Source organism: Duncaniella dubosii, assembly GCF_004803915.1.
GTDB classification, from domain to species: Bacteria; Bacteroidota; Bacteroidia; order Bacteroidales; family Muribaculaceae; genus Duncaniella; species Duncaniella dubosii.
Genome location: NZ_CP039396.1, coordinates 3,198,571 through 3,225,338 on the forward strand (window position 1 = coordinate 3,198,571; position 26,768 = coordinate 3,225,338).

Consider the following 26,768-nt stretch of genomic DNA (forward strand, 5'->3'; position numbering starts at 1 on the left):
CCTTTTACGCCCCTATATGTTTAACATATAGAATATCTTTACTCAACATATCTAACGTAACACCAAACAACAATGGAATTAAAAGACAAATTTAACACAGCACATGACGACTTTTTTGGAAACGTAGTGGGAACTATCGTTGAAACCATCAAAAAGACTGTCGCGCCAAAATCGACTGTTGAATTCGTGGCCGACTGGTCTCTCCCCAATGCCTCTGTCCAACCATAAGTCCATCGTAGGCAATCCTACAGCCCGAATCCAAACATCCCATCATATAGAGAGGCTGTGCCATTATACATGGCACAGCCTCTCTAACTTTTTCCGTATTAACGCGACAGCGGGTCTAAATCGGAAGAAGCTTGAATGTTCAGAAGCAAGAATTATTTAAGAAGAAGGCGGTCGCCTGCCTTTTCGACAATGAGACGATAGAAGTCCTCGGAAAATCCGGGGGATTCCGGAGAGAGCGGCTTGCCATGAGGATTACGTGCAAAATCGCCATTTTCGTCTATCTTTTTGCGTCCGCCGTCAAGGTATCTGACAAGAAGAAAAAGCGCGAGATCCCTATAGGCGTCCGTAGCCTCCTTGGCAATCGAAGCACCGTCGGCATTGACACGAGCCTCAAGCGCCGGAGTGTCTCCGGCTCGATACAATTTCAACAATTCGGCCTCGAATTCCGGGCGTGAGGCAGTAAACTTGTTTTCGAGCGAACCCTGAACCTTACGAATATCATCAATCATAAGATTGTATTTACCGTAAGCCTGATTCGCCACCCAGTTGTTCACCCAGAAATTGGCTGTCGGAGAGAACGTGTAGAGGTCTCCGTTGCCCGGACGCACTTCTTCGGGCACTTTTGTCATTGAACAATAAAAAGGCATATAGACAGATGTGTTGGCATCGTCCGTACCGAACCAAAGGACACCGCCTATTGGATCAGGCATATCAGCACGGCTCTGGCTGACGAAGTGCCATGCTGTCTGCTGGGTTGCGACAGGGCGCTCATGAGTATATTTCTTACCGTCGACCTCATAGCGCATCGGGCGATTGCGCTGAGGAGCCTTATATGGCCCGGCACCGGGATCGGAAGTCATTTCGTAGGGTGTATCTTCATAGTGGTCTCTCATGCGCTCCTGCATATCCTGAAGCGACAGCTTGCGGTCGGGAATGATAAACAGAGGCATAGGCTCATCGCTGTCGGCGTTGACCCATTCAAACCAAGCCTTATCCTCAGCTGATGAGGCGAAACGACGGAAAAAGCTCCATACGCGTGCATCACAAGAACGACGTTTGGCTGCATCGTGGTTTTCAAAAGCGTCGGCGAACGAAAAATCCTTATCTTTGCCGGTGAAATAACCGTGCCTGCGGGCAAACGGAATAAGGTCTTTGGCATACATCACATTGTCGCTATCCTTATAATCGACCTTGCGTATGCGCGGTTCGTTGGCATGAGCGCAAATAGCATCGTCAGGAACACGGACAGCAATCCAGACAGCACCTTTCTCTGCCCCCTTACCAATCATTTCCATAATCCATGCCTCATTCTTGTCAGCGATGGAAAAAGTCTCGCCGGTGCTGGCATAACCGTATTTCTCCACCAGATCGGCCATTGTCCTGATTGCTTCGCGGGCTGTCTTGCAACGTTCGAGAGTAATATAAATCAAAGATCCATAGTCAAGCAAAGAAACGCCGGTAGTGTCGGCAAGTTCCTTATGACCGCCCCATGTAGTCTCGCCTATCACGAGCTGGTGTTCATTCATGTTTCCGACGACATTGTATGTCTCGGATGCCTGAGGAATCTCGCCACGAGGCGAGTTGTCACCCCAGTCTATCACCTGCCGCATAGTACCGGGCGCGTGCTTGCCGCGCGGAGAGTGGAAAAGGTAGCCGAAACGGGTGTAGGAATCATCGGCATATGTAACCATGACCGACCCGTCGGTCGTAGCTTTGCGGCCTGCGATAAAATTGGTACAGGCAAAGGCTGCGATATTGCAGCAGACAGCTGAAAAAATGATTATAGTCCGGTGAAGTTTCATAAACTACTTATAATAGCGGTAAAACAATGATAAATTTCACTCGTCGTCCTCGTCATCGAGGAAATCCATATCCCAACCGTCAGACATCGATTCGGTAAACTGGGCAAGATCGCGGCCTTCTCGTTTCGTAGGACGTCCAAGTCCCTTGCGACGGTCGATAAAACCGGAAATCTTAACGACTTCAAGCAAATCAAGCTCACTCTTAGGAGTAATGTTTTCCATATACTCCGGCACAAGCTTTGCTCCGAGACGGTTCTGAGCCAATGCAAGAACCCTGAATGAATAAGTCACCGGCGGTTTTCGGACATTAACAATATCGCCAACCTTTATCGTGCGCGACGGCTTGGCGACGGTGTTGCCAATAAAAACACGCCCTTTCTTGCATGCCTCTGTCGCCACAGTACGTGTCTTAAAAACACGCATGGCCCACAGCCATTTGTCAACTCTTACTTCATTCATAACGACTCCTTATTTATTGTTATAAGTGTTCATGGCTGTCTGGATGCCTGCGAGACAAAAAGTCTTGATGGCATCGACTGCAAGCTCGATACGTGCGCCCATAGCCTTCTCTTCATCATCTGAAAAACGGCCGAGCACATAGTCAATCTGCGTACCTCGCGGAAAATCGTTACCGATGCCGAATTTAAGCCGCGGATAATCCTGAGTTTCAAGCATCTGTGCGATATTTTTCAGTCCGTTATGCCCCGCATCACTACCTCGCGGCTTGATACGGATCGCCCCGAAAGGCAGAGCACAGTCATCCACGACAATCAGAATCTGTCCGTTTTCAATGCCCTCTTTTTCCTTCCAGTATCTCACGGCGTTGCCAGAAAGATTCATGTAGGTCGAAGGCTTCAGAATCACAAGCTGAGCGTTTTTCACCCTCATACGGGCTATATCGCCATAGCGTTCTGTGGAAAACGTCGCACCTCCGCTCTCGGCAAGAGCATCAGCGACCCGGAACCCGGCATTATGACGGGTCATCGCATATTCCGGACCGATGTTCCCGAGACCGACAATTAGATATTTCATATTTCTATAATTTTTCAGTTTATTTTCCACGGCGAGACAAAGAGACTCACAGTGCAATATCTGAGAATAAAAAAAACGGCAGATTTTCTCAGCCAACATATAATAAATGTGAACTATGAGAAAATCTGTCGTTATGACTTTGCTAAGCGATATGCTTATGAATTGGCGTTGGCCTGAGCACCACGGGCAGCACGAGTGAGCTGAACGGCGCAGACAACGGCGTTCTTGGCATTCATAAGTTCAAGACCTTCGAAGTGTAGTTCGCCAATCTGGAGGGTCTTGCCAAGGCCGAGGTGGTCAACATTGATGACAACACGTTCGGGAATCTCGGTGTAGACAGCCTTAACGCGGATTTTCTTCATTGAAAGGGTGAGCTTACCACCGGCCTTAACACCTTCTGCATGGCCTTCGAGCTTAACGGGAACTTCAATAGCGACGGGCTTCTTGTCGTTAACTTCGAGAAGGTCGATGTGCATGATAGTGTCCTTTACAGGATGGAACTGGATATCTTTGAGGACAGCCATGCGGGTTTCACCGTTAACGGTAAGTTCGATAGCGTAGATATCGGGAGTGTACACGAGCTTGCGCACAGCGTCCTGCGAGACTACGAGGTCAGTTGTGATGAGACCCTTGTCGTTGCCGATTTCAACGATTTTTTCACCGGCCTTGAGTTCCTTGTCATAAGGAAGGTTGATGATTTCGCCACCATTGAGCACTACGGGGATTTTGTTTTCCTTGCGGATAGCCTTGGCAGCCTTCTTGCCGAGACCGGTACGGGGTTCGGCGGTCAGTTGAAATGTCTTCATTTCTGATTGGATTAAAAAATTGTGTTACTAAAAATTAAGTTGTAATTTGACTTGCTCTTAATTTCCCATCACACGGGGATGCTAAAAAGCGACTGCAAAGTTACAAATTTTTCGCGCCACGCAGCTATTCCGTTCACAAACTTTAACTAAAATTGCATTCCCGACAGAGTTTTATATTCCATCCTTTCAGTTACCTTTGCAGACCATAGTTCAACAACAATAATAGCATCACAAAAAACAGCCATACCAACAATGAAAAAGATTTCAAGAGCAGCGATATACCTGATTGCCATAGTTACATTGCCTTTATTCCTTACATCATGCGAAGATGACGACAATATCGAAAACGATATATACTATAACCTCACTTCCACGACATGGTATGCAGAAGCCGGCGGATTCTATCCGGACGGACAGGAATATTATTCGTCTGACTACTGGGATTTCTATGGCGACGGTGAAGGTGTCTGGGAAAGCTACTATGAGGACGACATATATGGCTATCAGCAACAGACCCGCTACTTCCAATGGGATTTCTCTCCTTATGACCCGACCGTCATCCATCTGTACATTCAAGGTGTCGGACACGAATACTGGGCCATTGACCAGCTTTCACCGTTCAAATTCTCCTCTTATGTCACCACGTATGATCCATATCATTATCCTGATGCCGAATACAGCTATCAGACTCTCTACTCCCTCGCCAACTGATATCATCCCATAAAAAGCAGCCGCCATCCAAGTTGCTCAGACTTGGACGGCGGCTGTCTTTTTTAGTAATATATTTCCCTTAAGGAATAGCCTCGTATGCCTTCAAGGCTTGTTCGAATCTCGATGCCACATCCGACATCTTATACAAGCCATCGGCATTTTTTGACAATCCTTTGAACGACAGAGGATAAATCTGCGGAGGATTATTAAGGTCAAGCAGCTCCATATCACGCAGCTGGTCAACCGACTGATAGACGATATTTATATCCGCATACTCTTCTCCGTCAGGGCCTACGAATTTCTCTATGACGATCTTTGATCCGATGGGCGTTTTCTTTTCAATAGCCTCCGGCAATTCATATTCCTCAATCCCAAGAGCTGTCGCCACACTCGAAAGATTGCTGTCGTGTCCGACAAGGAACGTGAATTTGCGGTCAGGCGAACGCAATTCGTCATACATATACTTAATCAGAGGATTCGCCACGTTGGCGGCGACTATCGGGGCGGTGAACAATACGTCCTGATATGTATCCTTGACATGTGCGAGCTTAGCCCAGTCCTCTCGGGTGAGGTTATGGCCGAATGCGGCTTTCATGCTGTCCGGTTCCTCATAATATTGAAGTATGAACGCATCACTCGCCGAATTAAGTTCCTTGAGCGCCGACCCGGATTTCATCGAAGGCTCTGCCCATTTTTCAAGCACGATTTCCGTATTATAATTATCAAGAGCCTTCAGTTTCGGATCACCGCTTTTTGCCATAGGCGAATCCTTCACGTCAAGCACCTCGGTCATAAGAGCATAGTCCGGAGCGATGGCCTCGTTAATGCCTACTATACCTTTCTTTCCGCCCATCGCATTTATCTGCGCCATAGCTTCCTTGACAAATTCAGGACTGACTTTTGTCAGCTGCGGATTGAAAAGCGGATCCATCTTGCTTGGAGTGTAACGATGATTGACCTTGATTCCGCCGACCGGCATGAAACCCGACGAAAAATACTGGGCAGTAGCGATACAACGCTGCATCGAATTTGCAATCACGTTTATATCATCAGCCGTCGGGACATAGTTTTCAGGAAACATGCCTGCGTCCACAAGCCATTTGCGGAAATATTGCCCCATCATGGTCTCAAGCACACCGCCGCGCGATGTCAGCTCGCTTTTACCGGCGCTCCATTCAGTCCATTTGTGAGGAGTCATGCGACCAAGGACACTCTTACTGTCCGATAAAGGAGAACGGATATTGTGACGGCTCAACACCACAGCTTCTTTGAGCTGGTACTTGTCTTTGAATTCCTTGCTGCGCTGGGCCTGGGCAGAAATCACGCCGGGAACGCCAAGCAGCATCAATGCGATGACTGATGAAAATAAATTTTTCATAATGAACAGATTTTGATAAGAAGATTGTTGTTTCCAAAGAAATTCTTCAAATTCAACTATCAAACTAACAAGAGAAATCTGACAATGGTTCGCCAAAAGCGTATAAAAGTTAAGAAAAACAAAGGTATCATAAAAACAGACGGTGCGTTCCGCATAGCGGTCACGCACCGTCATTTATCGTAGACCCGAAGGCCAATCCGACAAAGCCATCAGACTCCGGGCCGGGTTGACTGATTATTCACCAAGGATGTAGAGGCTCGGGCAAACATCGTTGGCTCCCAGTGACTCGTAGACACCGAAGCTGCCGTAGTTGCTTGAGTATGCCATCACGCGGTTGTTGCCAACGTTCTTTATCGACCATGTACCGTCGCCGTTGGGAGTGGCTGTCCAGAGATACTGGTCTGCAATCTTACCATCATTAATGGTCGGGGCAGCCGAAAGGTTGGCGCTTGAATAAGTGCCAGACATGTAAAGGTAACGTCCGTTTGAATCACGGAGGAGGAACTGTCCGTCAGGCGCTTGAGTCACGTTCTTATCATCGTCTTCATACGATGCGGCGAAGGTGAAGCCATTGACATCGCTCTTCTCTACAATCTGACCACCAGAAATCGTGATTGACGAAGCCTGGAGATAGCCGTAATTGCTGCTCTTGTTCACGGGTACAGCACAGATGTCTCCCGAGACAAGCAGATATGTGCGGTCGCGGATAATCTCGGCCTCATTAAATTCAGAGAAGATAGCCTTTCCGACATACTTTACAAACGACCATACATTGTCCTTCTTCTGGAAACGTCCGGTTACTGTTTCAAGACCATTGTTGTTGAGAGTCCACTTAGTACCGTCGAAAACGAAAAGGTCGGCCTTTGTGCCGTTATAGACCACATATTCCTGAGCTCCACTCAGAGCATACGGAAGTTTGTTGCGGAGATAGAGCGGGATGAAGATTTCAGGGTCAGTCAGCTTATTGTTGCTGAAGCCCATAGCTGTATAATCGGAAGGATTGAGGACTACCACTCCTTCAGCCACGGCCCATTTGCTGCCATTGTAGGCATAAACGGCGTTTTTGGCCTCAGTGGGGACTTCCGCTGCGACAGCACGGCTGCTGCGTGAGCTCTGGCCGCCATCCTGCAACTTGAGATTCTTCAGCTCCCATGTTCCTGCGCTCTGCTCTGTGCTCTTATAGCAGAAACCAATCTGAACAGTCTTTCCGTTATAGGCCGAGAGATCAATATCGCCGGTAGGATAGAATGTATAGCTGTCATTGGCAGGAATCTCTTTTGCGGTAAGCTGATTCCATGAACCGCCCTTAACACGAACCCACACCGTGGCTTCATTCTTGGCTTCTTCAAGAGAACCGAACTTATTCCATGCCTGCTCGAACGACAGGACAGCATTGGCCTTAGCTGAAAGCGCCACTTCGGGCGAGATTACCCAACCTTCGGAAACGCGGCATGCCTTATTTACAAATCCGCTTGCCTTAAGATAGGAATCGTCCTTGTATGTGTCATGTTTCCATACATAGGTAGACCCTTCAGGTATTATCACATTCTCGATGGTAAAATCGCCGAAACCTTCAGCAAAGGTCTCATCGATATATACTTTCGGGCCTTCATCGGAAATATTGCCAAAAACAGGATTGGTCGAAGCTTCTTCATAGCTGACAACCGCATAGGTATCCGCATCAACATCGGGCAGGGCCACGGCAAGGATAGCGGGAAGATTAGACGCGGCAGGAGCGACAGGAGCAAAACCCTTGATGTAATTTTCATCACTGCCCCATACGGTCTTATAGTCGGCAGCTGTCACCGTGTAGGCCTTTGCTCCGGCAAGGGCCGTGAGTTCGGCAGGAACCTCAGACGCTTCCTGATATGTTATGTCGACCACCGAACCGTTTGACGCAAGATAATAAGGGAACGACGAGGTGTCAAGAAAACCCGGAAGAGCGACCTGAGCGGGATAAATGCCAAACTTGTCAAAATAAAGCTTTGTACCGATGGCTTTGGCAGCAGCTTTTTCTTCATCAGTCGTAGCCTTTCCCTGCATGATGGAAGCGATCGAGGAATAGTCGGCAGCAGTGAGCGCGTAAGTACCCTCGACAGCATCATCATAGTCTACACCACCTTCGAAGCCATCGAGATAGTGGTCGTTCCAGCTATTTTCGCTGCAGCTTGCCAGACCCATAGCGAGAGAGCCGACAATGAAGGCGTTAAAAATATTCTTATTCATGTCTGTTGTTTATGAGTATGGTGCTTGATTAGAAATGAAGTTTCACACGGAGGTTGAATGTGCGTCCGGTGCTGTAGAAAATACGATAGGCGTTTTCCCATGTGCCGACCGAGCTGTAGTCTGTATAGGCATCCATGATGTAGTAGTTGTTGAATGCGTTGTAGACGTTGGCCTGGAATGTGCAGCGCACACCTTCGGTGATCGGGAAATTATAGCTTGCATTGAGGTCGAGCTGATTGCCGAAGGGGATTTCCCATGGCTCGGAAATCTTGAGAGTCTGTCCGGGGGCAATAGAGACACTACTGTTGTTTGAGAGCGAGAAGTCGCTGAAGTTGCGTGCATTGCATGTCCAGTCAGCACCGATACGGAAACCGTTGAAGGGGCGGAACTGAACGCCGAGAGCGCCTGTCATCTGAGCCGAACCACCGACCTTTATACCTTTCTGGTCGATTGTGGCGAAAAGATGGTCGGGCGAAAGCGGAGTAGTGATGGTCGCAGGGACATTGCGGTCGCCGAGACTTGCGAGAGCCTGACCTGAACTGTTGTAGTAATAACCGACAGGGTCGTTCTGCCATGTATTGTCAGCGCAGGCAAACATACCTGAAAGCTCGAACCATTTGACGGGCTTATAGACGAAGTTGAGTTCGACACCCATATAGCGCGAGTCGACACCGTTCATTGTGGCTGTGTAACGGTCATTGTCATAGGAAAGCGTACCAGAAGTGATGAGCGTACGGTCCTTCCACATGGTGTAGTAGCCGTTGAGCTGGGCTGTGAACTTGGGTGAATGGTACTCATAGCCGACCTCGACTGCCTGAACCTTCTCGTTTTTTGGATTGGGGTTGATGGCATTGGAGTTGGCGGGAGAAACGAACACGCCATACTGGAGGTAGGGAGCGCGTGTGATGTAACCGCCGTTGATGAAGACGTTGTTGTGGCGGTCAATGTTGTAGTTTGCACCTGCCTTGATATTGCCTGCGAAGAAGGTCTTCGACGGTGATTCGCTATCCTCTTCGTTAGCATAGAAATGCTCATAGCGTGTGTAGGTGTTAAGGTTGACAGCACCGGCAAGCACAACGTTGAGTTTCTTGTCGAAAGCCTGATATTCTGCCTGTGCATATAGACCCTCCTGCCAGATACGGCTGTCCCAGTTGCGGTAAACCACATCGCCGACACCGAGTTTCTGGTTCTGATAAGCGAGCTTTTCAGCCTCGGTAGCGAAAGTACGGCGGTTTGTAGCCGACGCACGGTTGGCGTTATCAATGAAGTATGCGCCGTTGTAGAGGTCGGAAATCTCATTTGTATGCTCGCCATAGTAGTAACGGATGTCGACACCGGCAGTGACAGAGAGATGGTCGTTAATCTCGTTCTTGTAGTTGGAGATACCGCCAAACCATTTGTGGTTGTTGACAGAGTTTGACATCACCATGAGTGAACCGGTGGTGCTGTTCTGGTTCATGAGCTGAATCTGGTCGTAGGCAAACTGGCCGTTGGGATGGCGGAAATGGTAAGTCACACCGTTGTTTTCGTATGTATTCCAGTTAAGATTACCGTTGCTTGAGCCATACCAATAGTTACGCAGACTGCTGGTGGAAGCCTGACCACTTGAACCGTAGCCTGTACCGATAGAGGCATAGACAACAGATGAGAGTGACGACTTGTGGTTAATCTGCCATACGTGGTTGAGCATCGCGACAGGCTTGTTGTAGACATTGTATTGCGATGTCTTACGCTCGCCGTTGAGTCCGAAACCGTAGGTCGGATTATAGCGGTAAGCCTGACCCTTGGGCATAAAGTTGGCTACATCCTGCCATCCCTGAACCGAAAGACCGTCCTGAGAACTGCGCTTGTAGTGGGTCTGGGGTGCGCCTGTCACGGTGAGTGAAATCTGGTTCTTATCGTTGAGACGCTTGGAGATATTGAAGAAGTAGTTGAACTGCTCATAGTCCGTACCCTGCACATATCCGTCGCCGGTCTTACGCGAACCGAGGAAGGTCATGGCCCAGCCATTCTTCATCAGGCCGGTCGAGAATGAAATACCGTAGTTCATCGAGTTGTCGTTGCCGAGGCCGTACCATGCAGTGCCACCTTCTATGTTGTATTCCAAAATTCTCGTTGAGATTTAGAAAAGATTAACGTTAAAAATCAATTGCTTATGTTTCTGTGCCAATTGTGTAGGCACAAAAGAGTCATGATCGAGGCCTCTGCCCCAATCAAATAACCGGCAATCGGTTAGAGCCCGAAATGCCTTGTAGTTAAAAAAGTCCTATCAGGCAAACTTCTATCAGTCACGCCCCATCGGGCTGACAGTTTACTTATTCAGCATAATAGGAAAGACGCCACAACCTTTCTTTTAGATGCAGCCAAGGCTCATCAAGGAGGCGAGAGTAGCCGTCTTACTGTATTTGCCTATAAGACTTTTGAGTGTCGCATTATCTAACGGCATTCATATCTGCGGTTTGATTTCAGTACGGAAAATATTATGTTGGAGAGCTTGCGGGCTATCCGGATTATGGCTTCCTGCGACTTCATTCCGCGGGTGCACAATGCGCCGAACTTTGCGGAGAGTTCCGCGTCGTGCCGTATGGCTATCCATGAGGCCTCGACTATTTTTGGACCGAGGAATTTGTTTCCCCGGAAAGTCTTCTCACCGACGTATTCCTTGTCGCCGCTTGACGACATCATCGGCACGAGTCCGAGGAACGATGCGAACTGGCGCTGGTTACTGAAGCGACCGATGTCGTCAATCTCGGTAAGCAGGCTCATGGCAATTGTCGAACCAATGCCTGGAACCGACATCAGGATGCCGTATTTCTCGGCATACCTGTCGCTGCGCGCCAGCGAGCGCAATCTGCGGTTCACATCAAGGAGGCGTTCCCTGTAATGGAGTACCTCGGCAATGAGCAGGTCAAGCGAGACCCGTGTGTCGGAGAGCAACCGCACGTCATTCTGCAACCACGTTATGAAACTTCTTGTCCAGTGGCGGTTGCTTCGGAAATATTCTTCGGGGTACTCCACGCCGTTGTTGTACAGCAGATGCTTGATTCTGGATTTTATGCCGCCGGAAAGCTTCACAATAGTGGCGCGGTGGCGTACCAGCGCACGGTCATCGAGGCTGTCCTTCGAGTGAATGTACACACTGCCGAGCTCACCGCGCATAAGGGCTTTGGCCAGCTTTTTTGAATCCACCGGGTCTGACTTCGAGACCTTTTCCTTCTGGGTGGTCGGAACGTCAGCCGCATGTACCACGGTGCATTTTATACCAAGCTCAGTCAGGGCATAATAGGTCGAGAAGCCCGAAAACCCCGTCTCGTAGGCTGCATGGTAGCTACCGTTAGGATAATGCTTGTTCAAATGTTCAAAGAGCTCTTTGGCCGAAGCCTTTTGAGTATGAGTGCGCATAAAACCAGAGGGGGTGAGCACCGTGACACTCCATGTTCTCAGATGGACGTCGATACCAATAGAGATATTTTGTCCGCTGAAATCTTTTTTGTTACTTTGTACCATAGACGTATCGGTTTTGCTGTTAATGTATTTTGCTTTTACAAATTTACATGCAATTGCCCTTACGTCTATCTTTTCTCCTCACTCCTCTCGGGGAAGCCTTAGCGGCAAGGGGGCAGACAGCCCCCGTTGAGCGCCCCGTCAGCTAATCTGATGCAAACATAGTGACTTTCTTTGAATCAAGACCTTTGGTGACCATGTTGATAGTACCACCAAATGAGGGCGAGGAAATGATTGTGGCTCCGAGACCGCGCTGAACCTGCATCGACGAAATCACGTCGCCGAGACCTGACCAGTTAGACCAGTAGATACCGCCCCATTCCATATCGTTGACGGGACACCGTTGACCATTGTGGCGGTGTTTGACGACTTGAAGCCACGGATGTTGATCTTGGCATCGCCGAAACCGCCGCCGTCCTTTGTCGCCCATACGCCGGGAGTGGTCTTGAGGACTTCAGGAAGCTCCTGATTGCCGAGCTTTATGTCAAGTGTAGCAGCGTCGACTGCCGAAACTGCCACCGGAGTGCGACGCGTACGTGCGATTGACTGGGTCACAACGACGTCACTGAGCATCTGTGACTCCACTTCCATTCTGATTTCTCCGAGATTGGAGCTTGCAATGAGGTTGAGAGGTTTGTAACCGATGTAATTAACATGGATTTCCTTACCCTTGGGAACGGTCAGGGTAAAACGCCCGTCGACATCTGTCGTCGCCACGATTTTAGTACCGGGCACTGAAATGGTAGCACCAATAATGGGCTCGCCATCTTCCGCGACAAGTACACCGCTGCACTTAATGTCGTTAGGGGCAGCCACAGCCGACACACATGTCAGCATAAGGGCCACTGCTAAGAGAATAAGTCTCCTAATCATAGAACTAATTTGCTTGGATGGTTAATAAATGATTGGAATTAAATGATTGATATTTGCGTTACCTGTAGTTCTAAAATTTAAGGACTCAAACCGTTTTTAGATAAAAAACATCACACACGCTTTGATACTGTTTGAAACTTTTTACAAATTTACGTAATAATTTAGATTTATGTTAAAGAATCTTGTTAAATTATCATGAAATTGCCCAAAATAAGCCATCTCATCGATAGTTCAATGGCAAAAGCGCTCTGATACCGGCCAAATAATCTATTATATCACGATACAATGAGAGATGTATCCTATTTTGCATTTTTCAGTTTTTATGACTAAGTTTGCCAAGATTTTTCACGACGGATGGACATAACAAGTAAAAAATATTACAAAATCAGCGAGGTTTCTGAAATGCTTGGGCTGCCTATGTCAACCCTGCGTTTCTGGGAAAACCATTTCCCGACCATCAATCCACGCCGCAACGACCGTGGGACACGATTTTATACTCCACGCGACATAGAAGCAATCCGCATGATTGCCTATCTTGTCAAAGACAAGGGCATGAAGCTTGAAGCGGCTCAAGAAGAGCTAAAACGCAACCGTGACGGCGTTGTCAAGAAATTTGAAACCGTCGAAAAGCTAAAAAAAATCAGAGCTACCCTTCAGGAAATGCTCGACTCACTCCATAAACTCCGATAACCCTACCGGTCAATCATGGCAACAAGACAATCATCAACAAAATCCAAAGGCAAAAAGAAGAAACAGAAGTCGTGGTTCTACAGGCACTCCCTCGGATTGCTGATTGCAGGGATAGCCATATTCGTGACAGGAATATCTGTGCTCGCATTTGTGTTTATACCATATTCCGGCTCAGATACAGACAACGAATGGATCTACATCCCAAAAGGAATTTCACAGGCTGCCGTGAAAGACTCCATGAAATCAAATCTCGGATCATCAATGGGAACAAGAGTCTATATTATATGGAAACTCATGGGCGGAAATTCCGAAAAATCACAAGGAGCATATAAAGTTTCTCCCGGGCAGAGTGCACTCAACATAAGCCGTCGCGTAGCTCTGGGACGGCAGACTCCTGTAGAGGTAAGATTTAACGGGACACGCACCATGAAGCAACTGTCAGAACGCATCGCAGCCCAGCTCCAGTGTAGCCCGAAGAATTTATCGAAGCTTGCGACGAAGTGCTCCCCGACAGCGGTTTCACACGGGCAACATATCCCGCGGCCTTTATTCCTGACAGCTACGAGTTTTATTGGAGTGCATCGCCGAGAAACATAGTCCGCCGGCTATTGGATTATCGTAACAGATTCTGGGACAAGAGCCGACGAAGCAAAGCTGCCAGACTCGGACTGACCCCGGCTGAAGTCGCAACCATAGCGTCAATCGTCGAAGAGGAAACTGCAAAAACCGATGAAAAGCCCAAAGTGGCACGCCTCTATTTAAACCGCCTACAGAAAGGCATCAAACTTCAGGCAGATCCAACCGTAAAATTCGCATCCGGAGACTTCTCGCTCCGTCGCATCACCGGCAAGCATCTTGCAATCGAATCGCCTTACAATACGTATAAAATATCAGGTCTCCCGCCGGGACCTATCCGTGTCCCGGCCTCATCGACTCTCGATGCCGTCCTAAATGCCCCAAATCACAATTATATATATATGTGTGCGAAGGAGGATTTTTCAGGATACCACAATTTTGCATCGGACTATGCTACACATCAGGCAAATGCCCGTCGCTATCAGGCAGAACTTAACCGACGCGGTATACGTTAGGACAATATAGAATCCATTCAAAAATTCAACTTAAGAATCCTCCTCATGAAATCAATCGCCTCTTTCCCGGACACAATATCAGCATCAATCGCACAGGGAATGCTCGAAGCCAACGGAATACGCTCTGTAATCGACAATCAGGCAATGGACTCGTTCTACCCGGCCCCATTGTCAGGATTGTCGGAAGTAAATCTTATGGTCAACGAAAGAGATGCCGGTCGTGCAATCGAGCTGCTTAAAGAATCCAATGACGGTGACTGCGGATAAACCGAGTATAGAAGTTCAGACTCGTTTCCGGATTCAAGCAGATTGAGCATCCTTACAGTAAAATTCGGAAACAGCCAGACTTAAAATCGGTAAAAATGACCACTTTTTCGAAAAAGTTTTCGTAACTTTGCAGAGACAATAGACCTGTCATCAACAATATTAAAAGGCAATTTAACATCCGCCTCCGAACGATAACGCCATCGGTATTATCTGTAACATTTCAACGCCACCTAAACCCTATCTATCAACCCACACAGTCCTTAGCTTCGAACGTATTCCCGATGAGTATGCCTCCCACCACACCTCCGGTATCAAGAACAGAGATGATCAGCGTTTTCCGCTCATTGTCAGACATACCTTCAGTCAGTTTCCCCTCACGGCTTGACAGCATGCTGCTCGCCGTCTGCAAACAAGGTGAGATCTCAGCAGTAATCGATGTAGCGCCAAGACGCATGGGGCCAAGCTCAATCATGGTGCTCAGACCGGGACACATCATCAGCCAATGCAGACAAAGTGACGATTTCGATGGATTTTTCATCGTAGCGCAAGAGGAAAAAATCAACGACATCCTGCCCTCACTTCACTATGTGATTCCATACAGCATTCATTACAATGCCAATCCGATTATCGAAATCACAGCTGAGGAGCTTGAGACACAGACGCTGATATATGCGATGCTACAACGGCAGATCAAATCGTCCGACAGACTTTTCAATAAAATGGCCCTAAGCTCGATGTGCGAAGTTCTTTTTTATAACACACTCGGCATATATGCCTCACGTGTAAACAACACCAGACATAATTCACGCCGCGAAGAACTTCTTTCGCAGTTCATTGATCTGATAGAGGCTAATTTCAAGACCGAGCGCGCGGTGAATTTCTATGCCGAAAAGCTTTTTGTAACACCCAAACATCTTTCTGCCGTACTTAAAGAAATCAGCGGAAAAACGGCCGGCGAATGGATTGACCATAGAGTCATACTCGAAGCAAAGCTCCTGCTACGTACAACCGGCATGAACATTCAGGAAATCAGCGTCGCACTGAATTTTTCAAACCAATCGTTTTTTGGGAAATATTTCAAGCATCTCACCGGACTGTCACCGCGTGAATACCGCAACCGCATATCCGAATCATAGAGACGAAAATTCATATAATCCCCATCATGTCACAACTCTCCATCCAAGCAATGTCAATCATTAAAATTATCTCGTCAACATTCATTATATCAGCACTATTGTTCGCTCCTCTCGCTGCGAAAGCATCAGAAAATGAAACCGAGTCGCTCTATTTCAAAAAAATTGACGAAGCAGACAAGGCTTGCGCAGAGGGACTCTGGCACGAAGCTGAAAACGCACTTGTAGAAGCTCTACGGGCAGAACCTGCAAATCCATCAAACGTACTTCTGATTTCAAACCTCGGTATAATACGTTTCAATATGGGACAAGACTCCCTTGCCATAGCGACTCTTAACGACGCACATTCAATGGCCCCGGCCTCAGTCACCATACTATCAAACAGGGCGAAAGTGCTTGCAGCCAATGGATATGACGAGGAAGCCTACCTTGACTACAGCCGAATCATCGAACTTGACTCCCTTGAAATATCGGCAAGACTGCCGCGATGTCTGTATGCACTCCGCCGCCATGACTTCCGCACCGCTAAGTCTGATATGGAATTTATGGAACAGAATTTTCCCGGGAAGATAGAAACCGAAATAGCGGGAGCAGCTGTCCGCAGCGGCACAGGAGATTTTGCCGGAGCAATTCCGTATTACAGCCGAATCCTGCTTGAAAGGAAAGACCCTGAATATTACAGCGGGCGCGCATACTGCTACCTGCTTACCGGCTCTCTCCAAGAAGCATCCGACGACATTAATTCGGCATTGGCCATCACACCGGCTGACGGTGAACTTTATCTATATCGTGCGGCGTTAAATAAGATGCGCTACCGTCCGGCTGATGCCGAGGCCGATGCACGAAAAGCCGTGGAGCTCGGTGTCGATAAAACACGCGCTACACAATTCTTAAGCAATCAGATTTCGGACACTATGCCCAAACGAAAATAGCAAATTTAGCTGAAGGGTGAAGAGTCTACTTAAAATTTACAGTCTATGACAGGAACAGTAATCAAAAATACAGGCAGCAACTATCTTGTACGCACCGACAACGGAACAAATATGAGCTGCAAGATAAAAGGAAACTTCCGGCTGAAAGGGATACGCACAACCAATCCGGTTGCCGTAGGAGACCGAGTGACCATTACCGGCGATAAGGACGAGACAAACTACATAACAGCCATTGAACCTCGCCGCAACTACATTATCCGCAAGGCTACAAATCTGTCAAAACAAGGTCACATTCTGGCCGCCAATATAGATCAAGTATGTCTTGTGGTCACACTTTTTCATCCAGTCACATCGACTACTTTTATCGACCGTTTTCTCGCAACAGCCGAGGCATATCGCGTCCCGGCCATATTAGTCATAAACAAAATAGACCTTATCGAAGATGATGCCGAGGCAATGGAATATCTGGATGCAATAAGCTATCTCTATGAATCAATCGGATATCCCGTAGTCAGACTGTCGGCAAAAACAGGAGAGGGAATAAATGTCCTGCGCTCTCAGCTCAATGGGAAAACAACCCTCTTCTCAGGCAATTCAGGAGTAGGGAAATCAACTCTTATCAACGACCTTATCCCGGGGCTGGAACTTGCGACATCCGAAATATCAGACACACACGACACAGGAATGCACACCACAACGTTCTCTGAGATGTTTGAAATCCCCGGCATGGACGATAAAAGCTACATCATCGACACTCCGGGAGTAAAAGGGTTCGGCACATTGGAGTTTGACAAGCATGAGGTGAGCCATTTTTTCCCTGAAATTTTCAAAATCGGCGCTGAATGCCGTTACGGCAACTGCACCCACACGCATGAACCGGGATGTGCTGTCCGCGAGGCACTCGAAAACCATCTTATCTCAGAATCCCGATACTCGTCGTATCTTTCAATCCTTGACGATTCAGAGGAGGACAAATATAGGAAAAAGTTCTGAATAAGGATTTTTAGCCTTCAGTCAATAGCGATGTTCCGGAAATAGCAGAAATCCGCGAGCTAAGTTCGGGAAGGAGGTCAAGCGGAAGCGAGATGTAAATCGAACAGGTATTGTCAAACTCCTGTGATATGATCTTTACGACCTCACGGCCTCCGGGGGAATTTTGAGCCTTAAGCAGTTTCATGACATCGTTCATGGCAAGATAAGGGAAAGTGAAACCCAATGTGGTCATATCCTTTCCCTCTATTATTTCTGCAGCTTCTATAGCCAGACGTGCAGCTTCACGATAAGCCGCTATCAGGCCGGATGTGCCAAGTTTTATACCTCCGAAATATCTCACCACTATTATAACAATGTTAGTGAGGCCGAATGAATTTATCTGTCCGAGTATAGGCTTCCCCGCCGTTCCCGACGGTTCGCCGTTGTCAGACGACAGATATTCTTTGCGGTCAGAACCTATCATATATGCCCAACAGACATGTCGCGCATCATGATATTCATTTGTATAAAGAGCCACATATTCCTTGGCTTCCTCTGCAGAAGTGACAGGAATGGCAAAAGAGATGAAGCGGCTCATCTTTTCACGAAAAGCCGCTTCACTCTGCGATGATATTGTCAGGTAATTAGCCAATTACTAATAAATACAATCAAGAAACGATAAGCATAGCGTCGCCATAAACGCCGAATTTATAACCCTCTTTGACAGCTTTCTTGTAGGCATCCATCACAAGGTCATAACCTCCGAAAGCCGCAACCATCATGAGCATTGTTGAATAAGGCAGATGGAAATTGGACACAAGGGCATCTGTCACTGAAAAATCATAGGGAGGGAAGATGAACTTATTAGTCCAGCCAGAATATGTCTTCATGTGGTCGCCCATGCTCACGGCACTTGCCACAGCACGTAAAACAGATGTGCCTACCGCACAGACACGATGGCCGCCGTCCTTAGTTGCATTCACGAGGTCAACAAGTTCCTCGCTCGCTTCCATCTCTTCCGAATCCATACGGTGTTTCGTAAGGTCCTCCACATCAATTTCGCGGTAGTTTCCGAGCCCGCTGTGAATCGTTATGAAGCCTAGGTTGACACCCTTAATCTCAAGACGCTTCAGAAGTTCACGGGAAAAATGAAGTCCGGCCCCGGGAACAATCACAGCGCCTTCTTTGCGGGCGAATATGGTCTGGAAACGCTCTGCATCCTCCTCGTCAGGTTCACGGTTTATATAGTAAGGAAGCGGAGTAGTGCCTAACTTATAAAGTTCTTTCTTGAATTCTTCATGAGGGCCATCGTAGAGGAAACGGAGAGTACGGCCGCGCGATGTAGTGTTGTCTATAACTTCCGCCACCATTGACTCGTCATCACCAAAATACAACTTATTTCCAATACGAATCTTGCGGGCAGGCTCTACGAGGACATCCCATAGCTTATTTTCAGCGCTCAACTCACGAAGCAGGAATACCTCGATGCGAGCTCCCGTCTTTTCCTTGTTACCATAGAGACGGGCAGGGAAAACCATAGTGTCATTGTAGACAAATAAATCCCCGTCATCAAAATAGTCAATAATGTCTTTAAAAATCTTATGTTCGATTTCTCCTGTACGTCTGTTGACAACCATCATTCTTGACTGGTCGCGCTCAGGCGCGGGGCGCTGCGCTATGAGTTCGTCGGGTAGACGGAATTTGAATTGAGAAAGCTTCATGCTAAAAAATTATCTTATTTTTCTTCTGAATTACCAAATATATCAAAGTGCAAAATCAGTTCCCAGTCGAAGCGGGAAGAGCGCTTCCAGCCTCATCGTCATCAGGGAAAGAGATTTCGACAGTACGAATAAGCTCAACGGCCTGCTCGACCGTCAGACAATTGTCAATCACAGCATCACCCACACGGGTACGACGCAGACCGATGAGATGTCCGCCAGAACCTAATGCCTCACCAAGATCGCGGGCAATTGCACGGATATATGTGCCTTTGCTGCATACAATACGAAGGGTCAATGTCATGTCGGCGGCATTGAAATCCAACAGTTCCATCTCATCTATGACAAGCACTTTTGGCTTAAGTTCCACTTCATGGCCTTTTCGAGCCATATTATAGGCACGTTTGCCATCGACTTTACATGCCGAGAATGCCGGAGGGGTCTGCTCTATACGCCCAATAAAACGAGGGAGAATCTCTCGGATAAGGTCAAGCGTGATATGTTCCGTAGGATAAGTTGCATCAATTTCAGTTTCAAGGTCAAACGACGGAGTGGTCGCACCAAGTTTGATTGTAGCGACATATTCCTTTACCCCGGCCTGCAGAGACTCGATAAGCTTTGTCGCACGGCCTGTCACCACTACCATTACCCCGGTAGCGAGCGGGTCAAGAGTCCCTGCATGACCGACCTTGAACTTCTTTCGGTGTAGCCGATGGAGCAACACGCCACGAAGACGTTTCACCACATCAAACGAAGTCCATTCGAGAGGTTTGTCAATATAAAGTATTTCACCTGTTACGAAATCCATGACATCTTCAAAATTTTACCATACGAGGCAGAGCACACCTGCGCAGAGACAGTAGAGAGCAAACCAGATAAGTTTACCTTTCTTCACAATATTAATCATCCATTTGCAAGCGATACAGCCGACAATGAACGATGCTAAAAATCCGATGACCAAAGGCCATGTCCCGACAGCAGCGCCTACACCTTCTCCGGCTATCAGATCCTTTGTGCTCAAAAGGGCCTCTCCAAGAATAGGGATAATAACCATGAAGAAGGAGAATTGCGCAATCTTGTCGCGCTTGTCGCCAAGAAGCAGACCTGTGGCAATAGTAGTACCCGAACGGCTAAGTCCCGGAAGAACGGCCACAGCCTGTGCGCAACCGATAATGAAAGCATCAGCCCATGTGATGTCGTGGCCTTTGACACCTTCGATTCGTTCGCGTTGCGGATTCCTAAAGAAATAGGCAAACGAAAGAAGAATCGCAGTGACAAAAAGACAGCAGCCAACTACTGTAAGACCATCACCGAAAAATTGCTCTACAAAACTTTTAAAGAACAGACCGACAATAGCAACCGGTATACATGACAGAAGAATTTTGCAGACATAGAAAAATTTGTCATCACGCGCAATAGTAAAGAAAGACTTGCAAAGAGGGACAAATTCATTCCATAGCACAACAATAGTACTCAGGACAGTAGCCACATGCAGCACAATATCAAATTCAAGAGCATCAGAGCCTTCCAGCTTCAAGCCAAGAATTTCGCGGAAAATTTCAAGATGTCCACTGCTACTGATAGGCAGGTATTCGGCAAGTCCTTGGACTATGCCTAAAATAAGAGCGTCAATACAATCCATTTCTGTATTATTATTTCAGATAAAATTTAATCATTGTTTTCTTTGCCCTTGGGACTATACATAATTGCAAACCCCATGAATATGAAACCGATAAATGCAATCGACGGTCCGACAACGACACGCCGTGTAGAGAAGATGTCAGGATTGAAGGCATTCCAGTCTGTGGCTCCGCCGGTCATCAGGCAAAAGCCTGCCACAATGAGAATCCCCGCTATGGCCATAAGAATAAAATTGGTTTTCAGTAACGGAAGGCAGCTTTCGTTTTCTTTCAACAGGCGCGACTCATTCTCGTCGCGCTTCGGAGCAGGTTTATAAGCCATATTAAAAGATATATTTATTTAAACATTTCATCATATGATAACCGCAAATAGCGGTTTGCCGCAAAAATAGCAGCGATAAAACAAATCAGCATACCTGTCAGTATCATACCGACGAGGACAAGCACAACAATTTCCCAGCTAAGGAATTCTCCAAGTTCAGCCTCATACGTACGTCCATACCACACCGTAGCGACAAGAGCCAATGACGCTATCACCCCTGCGACAAAACCGTTGACAATATTATCGGCAAGGAATGGCCGACGGATAAAGCCTCCGGTAGCGCCAACAAGTTTCATCGTATATATGGTAAACCTACGGGCATAGACAGTCAGACGGACAGTATTGAATATCAGGATAAATGATACCGTAAGGAGTGCAACTGCAACAAAGACAAGCGCAAGCGACAGGCTTCGCAACGAAGAATTCACGCGGTCAACAAGAGCTGTGTGAACTTTAATCTCGCTAACCTGAGGCATAAGCATGATGGGAGATGTAAGAAGGGCGATGCTGTCATTTGAGGCATATTCAGGTAAAACCTTCACCTCAAGCTCCCCGACAAAAGGATTCACGCCGGCAAGGCGCACTATGTCTTCCTCCTCTCCTACCATTTTTTGCCAGCGGTCGAGAACTGCGTCAGGCGACGAGTAGACAGTCGTACGGACTCCACCCATTTTTTCAATTTTCGTCTTTACAGAACTGATGTCGGAAGCTGTCACATCTTCATTGAAGAGCACAACGAATCCCATATTTTCCTTTATCCCTTGCGTCACATTGTGGGCAGCTATCCCCATGAAAGAAGCAAGTCCAAGTATGAAAAGCACCAACGCGACAGAGAGTGTCGCGGTCGCACGAGTGGTGAACAACGGAATTAAATGATGACGCTTTTTAGCCATGATAAATATTAAAGTGCAAAAATACAACCGACCGAAGCTAATGTCAAGAGATTTAACCAAATTTTAACAACAAAGTTCAAAATTAGGCTTCAATCCCGTGGATTCAGACAGAAAACCAACCTACTTCATGACAATAGTTCGGTAAAATTTGCATATTCAATTGGATATCAATAAGATACAACAACAATTCAATATCAATGCAAACTATTGTGTATCAGTGCGATACAGCTATGCCTGCTCAAAAATTACCGAACTGTTGTCATGACATAAGACCGCCATTTTTCAATAAGCGCAGTCATGTCGGCAGGAATAGGAGCCGTGAAAAACATCTCTTCACCTGTATCCGGATGAACAAAGCCAAGCGTACGTGCATGCAGAGCCTGACGAGGGCATAAAGCGAAACAGTTTCCCACAAATTTCTGATATGAGCCGCTACGCTCGCCACGAAGTATCACGTCACCGCCATAGCGTGCGTCTGAAAACAGCGGATGCCCGATATGACGCATGTGTACACGTATCTGATGCGTACGTCCCGTCTCAAGCACACATTTCACCAATGAAACATGGATGAAATCCTCAAGAACCTCATAGTGGGTGACTGCATGCTTGCCTGACGGATCATCATCGGGCAATACGGCCATCTGCAGCCGGTCTTTGGGGTTCCGTCCGATATTTCCTTCGATACGGCCTTTTTTCGGGTCCGGCACACCCCACACGAGGGCATTGTATTCCCGCTTCGTCGTCTTATTGAAAAACTGCCGTCCAAGATGGGTTTTCGCATCCGGCGTTTTGGCAACGACAAGCAGACCGGATGTGTCCTTGTCAATACGATGGACAAGCCCAAGTCTCGGATCGCTAACATCATAATCAGGATTGTCGCGGAAGTGCCATGCGAGAGCATTGACAAGCGTACCCGAATAGTTTCCGTGACCGGGATGCACCACAAGTCCGGCAGGTTTGTTGACGACGAGCAGCGCATCATCCTCATACACGATGTCAAGCGGGATATCCTCCGGGATGATTTCAAGTTCATAACGCGGACGGTCCATCACTATCTGTATCGTGTCAAGAGGCTTGACACGATAGTTTGACTTCACGGCTTTGCCATTGACCAGAATGCAACCTGCATCGGCGGCCTGCTGGATGCGGTTGCGCGATGATTTTTCCATTCGGGTGACAAGATATTTGTCAACCCTAAGGAGCTGCTGCCCTTTGTCGACCACGAAACGGAAATGTTCATACATCTCCGTCCCTGCACAGTCGACAGTTCCAGCACCGTCTGTCTCCATCTCCGGCTCAATATCGAAATCCTGCATATCGTCAGCCGGAAAATCTTTATCAAACTCTTCCATCCTCTATTCAAAAAGATTGAGATGTTCGATTGAATCAGAGGCTTCGCCGATACTGTCGTCGGCAACAATAGTATCGTTCACACCTTGGCCGACTTCAAGTTCCACAGTTGCATTTACCGGCACGCGTGCACCGGGAGAGAGACGATGCCCTTTATAATAGACCCCAAGCACAAGATCCTTGAAGTCGCTTGGAATTCGCTTCTCGACGATATTCTTGATTTCAAGACCCTCAAGGATTGACTTTGCCTGACGCACCGATATGTCGGTCAGAGTGGGGATGGTCACCATCTTAGGAGAAAAGGCATTGATGGTAAGATAGATTTCTCGGCCTTCCTTCACAACTGTCCCGACTTTAGGATTCTGGTCGATCACAGTTCCCGGGCGAGTCGATTTATCGTAGACAGAATCGCTCAGGACAGCGACAAGCCCCTCCTCGGAAAGCCGGCGGGTAGCATCGTCATAAGTGAGGGACTTAACAGTCGGAACTACAATCGTGTCATCGTGACGGGTCCAGACATCAAGCCACATCATAGCAAGCCATCCAATGACAATAGCCACCAGAAACATCAGCCCAATGTGGAGGAGAATTCTTTTCATATATCTATGAATTATACATATTAAATATCAGAAGGCTGTTTTCCCAATGCAATGGCAAAAACCTCATCTATAGTCGAAACATAATGGAAAGTGAGTCCGGATATATAAACCGGCTTTATCTCTTCAATGTTCTTGCGGTTGTCTGCACAAAGTATTATATCTGTGATACCGGCCCGTTTGGCAGCCAGAATTTTTTCTTTTATTCCTCCGACCGGCAACACCTTGCCACGAAGAGTTATTTCACCGGTCATCGCAAGACGCGGCCTGACCGGACGCCCTGTGATGGCCGACAAAATCGACGTACACATTGTAATACCGGCTGACGGGCCATCCTTTGGAATCGCACCCTCCGGGACATGAATGTGAAGCTGACGGTTCTCGAAACTTTCAGGGTCAATTCCATAACGCTCCGCACGGGCCTTGACAACCTGCGTTGCAATTACAGCAGATTCCTTCATCACATCACCGAGATTTCCGGTGATTGTAAGCTTCTCTCCCTTTCCCTGTGTTATCGACGACTCGATGAAAAGTATCTCGCCCCCAACAGCAGTCCATGCAAGACCTGTAGCTACTCCGGGAGTGTCGGAAAGCTCATATCGTTCAGGTGTATAAGTTTCAACACCGAGATAGTTTCTTAAATCTTCCGATTCGACATGAAGTTTATATGCCTCACCTCGCATCTTCCCAAGTACGATTTTGCGGATGACTTTCGCAAGCTCCTTTTCGAGCAAACGGACACCGCTCTCACTTGTGTAGCTTTCTATTATTTTTGTCAGAGCTTCTGTCGAGAAGGTTATTTCATCCTTTCCGAACCCATTTTCTACAGCCAGACGCGGTATGAGATGCTTTCTCGCTATCTCTATCTTCTCCTCCGGAAGATAGCCTGATATGTCTATAATCTCCATGCGGTCAAGCAGAGGACGTGGAATTGTCGAAAGCGTATTGGCAGTAGCAATGAAAAGGACATGCGAGAGATCATAGTCGACATCCACATAATTATCGTGGAAATGGCTGTTCTGTTCAGGGTCAAGCACTTCAAGAAGCGCCGACGAAGGATCGCCCTTGAAATCACTGCCGGTCTTGTCGATTTCATCGAGCAACAGCACCGGGTTCGATGTCCCCGCACGCTTGATAGCATCAATAATACGTCCGGGCATAGCCCCTATATACGTACGGCGATGTCCACGGATCTCTGCCTCATCGTGCAGACCACCGAGCGACACACGCTGATACTTACGTCCGAGAGACTTCGCTATCGACTGTCCAAGAGAGGTCTTGCCTACGCCGGGCGCACCGACAAGGCATATAATAGGCGAACGGCCTTCCGGCGTATTCATCATAACCGCAAGCTGTTCGAGTATGCGTTCCTTTACTTTTTCAAGACCATAGTGGTCCTCGTCAAGAATCCTTTCGGCCGCCTGAAAATCGGTATCAAGTTCCGAATACTTTCCCCACGGGAGATCCGTCAGCAATTGCAGATAGGAATATTGAACCGAATAGTCGGGGCTTTGCGGATTAAGTCTGCGCAGTTTTTCAAGCTCCTTGCCGAAAGTACGCATTACAGACTCCGGGAGGTCTATTTTCTTTGCTTTTTCTTCAAGAGTCCTGCAATCGTCATCATCGCCATATAGCTCTTCGCGGAGCACTTCAAACTGGTGTTGGAGGAATGCGTTGCGCTGCTGTTCGTCAATGTTGCGACGAGCCTTGCGATGGACATCCGCACGTATCTCAGCCATCTCTTCGCTGTGAGCGAGATGTGAGAGAAGCAACTGTGCGCGATCTTTCATGCGATTCTTGCGCAAAAGCTCGATTTTCACTTCAGGAGTGAACGGCGAATGTGTCGATATGATATTTATAAGGAGTTGCGGACTTGGAATATTCTCGATGTTGAATGCAAGATCCGACATCTTCTCGTTGCCGGCATGTAGAATGTTGAGCGTCGTCTGTCGTATGTCGTCAACGAGTGCAATGAACTCCTTATCGCTTTGACGCGAAGAGCTTTCTCGAACAGACTTTACCTGCGCGGCAAGTGCGCCGGGTATATGGCGGCCTTCAGCCATTCCCGTAATCTTGATTTTTTCTCTTGCCGAAAGTATTGCTGTATGAGTGCCGTCTGGCAAATCGAACGTCTTCAATACGTCAGCCACAACACCATATTCATAAAGGTCTTCCAGCCCCGGATGTTCAGTCGAAGCCTCCCGCTGACAGAATATACCGACAGGGATATGATTTTCAGCAGCCGCTGCGGCTGTCATTACCGACGCATCTCGTGCAAGAGTAATCGGGAAAGTGACACCCGGGAACAACACGAGGTCACGCATGGCAATTATGGGGAGGTCGTTGAAATCGGGTGTCGGACGCTCTGCCGGTACACCTATGTCAATCTGTCCGACCGACACTATTTTTGTGCTGTCTTCTTTCATCTCTGAGTTATTGTGCATCTGTTGTGTTCATGTTGACCAAACGGAGCCGACCAAGATTCCTAAACCCGTCGATAGATTCAACCTACAAATCTGTCAATATGACAGATTGAGAAAAATTGGCCTTCGACAGGCCGTTTGGCAAAACGCGACCCCAAAGTTAATTATTTTTCCTCAATTA

General features: G+C 47.6%; 28 protein-coding genes. 9 read left to right on the top strand and 19 right to left on the bottom strand.

Features of this window, described 5'->3' with window-relative positions:
* Positions 1–72 precede the first annotated feature (72 nt).
* On the top strand, positions 73–228 hold the full coding sequence (locus tag E7747_RS16680) for a hypothetical protein (protein ID WP_168185361.1): 156 nt from the start codon (positions 73–75) through the stop codon (positions 226–228).
* Between the two features lie 152 nt (positions 229–380).
* On the opposite strand, the gene E7747_RS14205 is transcribed toward E7747_RS16680, so the two are convergent.
* The 4 genes from E7747_RS14205 to E7747_RS14220 form a co-directional block, all read right to left on the bottom strand.
* Positions 381–2,030: a dipeptidase gene (locus E7747_RS14205; protein WP_123614528.1), complete on the bottom strand. Its 1,650-nt coding sequence runs from the start codon at positions 2,028–2,030 to the stop codon at positions 381–383.
* Between the two features lie 36 nt (positions 2,031–2,066).
* The gene (locus tag E7747_RS14210; RefSeq protein WP_136416655.1) at positions 2,067–2,489 is read right to left on the bottom strand and encodes an RNA-binding S4 domain-containing protein; all 423 of its coding nucleotides are present in this window, start codon (positions 2,487–2,489) and stop codon (positions 2,067–2,069) included.
* A 9-nt stretch (positions 2,490–2,498) separates the two neighbouring features.
* A complete protein-coding gene (gene pth / locus E7747_RS14215) occupies positions 2,499–3,062 on the bottom strand; it encodes an aminoacyl-tRNA hydrolase (RefSeq protein ID WP_123614530.1) in 564 nt (187 codons plus the stop codon).
* 155 nt (positions 3,063–3,217) lie between these two features.
* Entirely contained in the window at positions 3,218–3,868 is a 651-nt protein-coding gene (locus E7747_RS14220) for a 50S ribosomal protein L25/general stress protein Ctc (protein WP_136416657.1), read from the bottom strand.
* Between the two features lie 252 nt (positions 3,869–4,120).
* Here E7747_RS14220 and E7747_RS14225 point away from each other — a divergent pair, with 252 nt between their 5' ends.
* The gene (locus E7747_RS14225; RefSeq protein WP_123614532.1) at positions 4,121–4,579 is read left to right on the top strand and encodes a hypothetical protein; all 459 of its coding nucleotides are present in this window, start codon (positions 4,121–4,123) and stop codon (positions 4,577–4,579) included.
* 79 nt (positions 4,580–4,658) lie between these two features.
* Here the strand turns inward: E7747_RS14225 and E7747_RS14230 are convergent, their stop codons facing one another.
* From E7747_RS14230 to E7747_RS14255, 6 genes are all read right to left on the bottom strand, one after another.
* Entirely contained in the window at positions 4,659–5,957 is a 1,299-nt protein-coding gene (locus E7747_RS14230) for a histidine-type phosphatase (RefSeq protein ID WP_136416659.1), read from the bottom strand.
* Between the two features lie 234 nt (positions 5,958–6,191).
* Positions 6,192–8,183: a choice-of-anchor J domain-containing protein gene (locus E7747_RS14235; RefSeq protein ID WP_136416661.1), complete on the bottom strand. Its 1,992-nt coding sequence runs from the start codon at positions 8,181–8,183 to the stop codon at positions 6,192–6,194.
* 28 nt (positions 8,184–8,211) lie between these two features.
* A complete protein-coding gene (locus E7747_RS14240) occupies positions 8,212–10,290 on the bottom strand; it encodes a TonB-dependent receptor (RefSeq protein WP_136416662.1) in 2,079 nt (692 codons plus the stop codon).
* Between the two features lie 329 nt (positions 10,291–10,619).
* Positions 10,620–11,690 (bottom strand): IS110 family RNA-guided transposase, encoded by a 1,071-nt coding sequence (locus E7747_RS14245; RefSeq protein WP_055301324.1) that lies wholly within the window; start codon positions 11,688–11,690, stop codon positions 10,620–10,622.
* Between the two features lie 142 nt (positions 11,691–11,832).
* Positions 11,833–12,012 carry a hypothetical protein gene (locus tag E7747_RS14250; RefSeq protein ID WP_136416664.1) on the bottom strand — a complete coding sequence of 60 codons (180 nt, stop codon included), beginning with the start codon at positions 12,010–12,012 and terminating at the stop codon, positions 11,833–11,835.
* Positions 11,961–12,560: a carboxypeptidase-like regulatory domain-containing protein gene (locus tag E7747_RS14255; RefSeq protein WP_136416666.1), complete on the bottom strand. Its 600-nt coding sequence runs from the start codon at positions 12,558–12,560 to the stop codon at positions 11,961–11,963. Before E7747_RS14255 ends, E7747_RS14250 begins: the two co-directional genes overlap by 52 nt.
* A gap of 354 nt (positions 12,561–12,914) precedes the next feature.
* On the opposite strand from E7747_RS14255, the gene E7747_RS14260 reads away from it, so the two are divergent.
* The 7 genes from E7747_RS14260 (at position 12,915) to rsgA (ending at position 17,666) form a co-directional block, all read left to right on the top strand.
* Entirely contained in the window at positions 12,915–13,250 is a 336-nt protein-coding gene (locus E7747_RS14260) for a MerR family transcriptional regulator (RefSeq protein WP_123614535.1), read from the top strand.
* Positions 13,251–13,265: 15 nt separating this feature from the next.
* Complete coding sequence (locus E7747_RS14265; protein ID WP_136416668.1) at positions 13,266–13,847, top strand: hypothetical protein; 582 nt, start codon at positions 13,266–13,268, stop codon at positions 13,845–13,847.
* The gene (gene mltG / locus E7747_RS14270) at positions 13,751–14,341 is read left to right on the top strand and encodes an endolytic transglycosylase MltG (RefSeq protein WP_228449183.1); all 591 of its coding nucleotides are present in this window, start codon (positions 13,751–13,753) and stop codon (positions 14,339–14,341) included. Before E7747_RS14265 ends, mltG begins: the two co-directional genes overlap by 97 nt.
* Before the next feature lie 45 nt (positions 14,342–14,386).
* Positions 14,387–14,608 (top strand): putative signal transducing protein, encoded by a 222-nt coding sequence (locus E7747_RS14275; protein WP_136416672.1) that lies wholly within the window; start codon positions 14,387–14,389, stop codon positions 14,606–14,608.
* 281 nt (positions 14,609–14,889) lie between these two features.
* Complete coding sequence (locus tag E7747_RS14280; RefSeq protein WP_136416673.1) at positions 14,890–15,744, top strand: AraC family transcriptional regulator; 855 nt, start codon at positions 14,890–14,892, stop codon at positions 15,742–15,744.
* Positions 15,745–15,794: 50 nt separating this feature from the next.
* The gene (locus E7747_RS14285; RefSeq protein ID WP_136416675.1) at positions 15,795–16,673 is read left to right on the top strand and encodes a tetratricopeptide repeat protein; all 879 of its coding nucleotides are present in this window, start codon (positions 15,795–15,797) and stop codon (positions 16,671–16,673) included.
* 45 nt (positions 16,674–16,718) lie between these two features.
* Entirely contained in the window at positions 16,719–17,666 is a 948-nt protein-coding gene (gene rsgA / locus E7747_RS14290) for a ribosome small subunit-dependent GTPase A (RefSeq protein WP_136416677.1), read from the top strand.
* Positions 17,667–17,676: 10 nt separating this feature from the next.
* Here rsgA and E7747_RS14295 read toward each other — a convergent pair whose 3' ends face one another.
* The 9 genes from E7747_RS14295 to lon form a co-directional block, all read right to left on the bottom strand.
* Positions 17,677–18,243 carry an IMPACT family protein gene (locus E7747_RS14295; RefSeq protein WP_136416679.1) on the bottom strand — a complete coding sequence of 189 codons (567 nt, stop codon included), beginning with the start codon at positions 18,241–18,243 and terminating at the stop codon, positions 17,677–17,679.
* A gap of 70 nt (positions 18,244–18,313) precedes the next feature.
* The gene (queA, locus tag E7747_RS14300; RefSeq protein WP_136416681.1) at positions 18,314–19,366 is read right to left on the bottom strand and encodes a tRNA preQ1(34) S-adenosylmethionine ribosyltransferase-isomerase QueA; all 1,053 of its coding nucleotides are present in this window, start codon (positions 19,364–19,366) and stop codon (positions 18,314–18,316) included.
* A 55-nt stretch (positions 19,367–19,421) separates the two neighbouring features.
* Positions 19,422–20,171, bottom strand: coding sequence for a tRNA pseudouridine(55) synthase TruB (gene truB / locus E7747_RS14305; protein ID WP_136416683.1), 750 nt, complete (start codon positions 20,169–20,171; stop codon positions 19,422–19,424).
* Between the two features lie 15 nt (positions 20,172–20,186).
* On the bottom strand, positions 20,187–21,005 hold the full coding sequence (locus tag E7747_RS14310; RefSeq protein ID WP_123615206.1) for an undecaprenyl-diphosphate phosphatase: 819 nt from the start codon (positions 21,003–21,005) through the stop codon (positions 20,187–20,189).
* Between the two features lie 26 nt (positions 21,006–21,031).
* Positions 21,032–21,325 carry a DUF3098 domain-containing protein gene (locus tag E7747_RS14315; RefSeq protein WP_136416685.1) on the bottom strand — a complete coding sequence of 98 codons (294 nt, stop codon included), beginning with the start codon at positions 21,323–21,325 and terminating at the stop codon, positions 21,032–21,034.
* Positions 21,326–21,339: 14 nt separating this feature from the next.
* Positions 21,340–22,218 (bottom strand): cell division protein FtsX, encoded by an 879-nt coding sequence (locus tag E7747_RS14320; RefSeq protein ID WP_123615208.1) that lies wholly within the window; start codon positions 22,216–22,218, stop codon positions 21,340–21,342.
* Positions 22,219–22,463: 245 nt separating this feature from the next.
* On the bottom strand, positions 22,464–23,570 hold the full coding sequence (locus tag E7747_RS14325; RefSeq protein ID WP_136416687.1) for an RluA family pseudouridine synthase: 1,107 nt from the start codon (positions 23,568–23,570) through the stop codon (positions 22,464–22,466).
* A 3-nt stretch (positions 23,571–23,573) separates the two neighbouring features.
* The gene (locus tag E7747_RS14330) at positions 23,574–24,167 is read right to left on the bottom strand and encodes a PASTA domain-containing protein (protein ID WP_123615210.1); all 594 of its coding nucleotides are present in this window, start codon (positions 24,165–24,167) and stop codon (positions 23,574–23,576) included.
* Between the two features lie 20 nt (positions 24,168–24,187).
* Positions 24,188–26,608: an endopeptidase La gene (lon, locus tag E7747_RS14335; protein ID WP_123615211.1), complete on the bottom strand. Its 2,421-nt coding sequence runs from the start codon at positions 26,606–26,608 to the stop codon at positions 24,188–24,190.
* Positions 26,609–26,768: the final 160 nt, after the last annotated feature.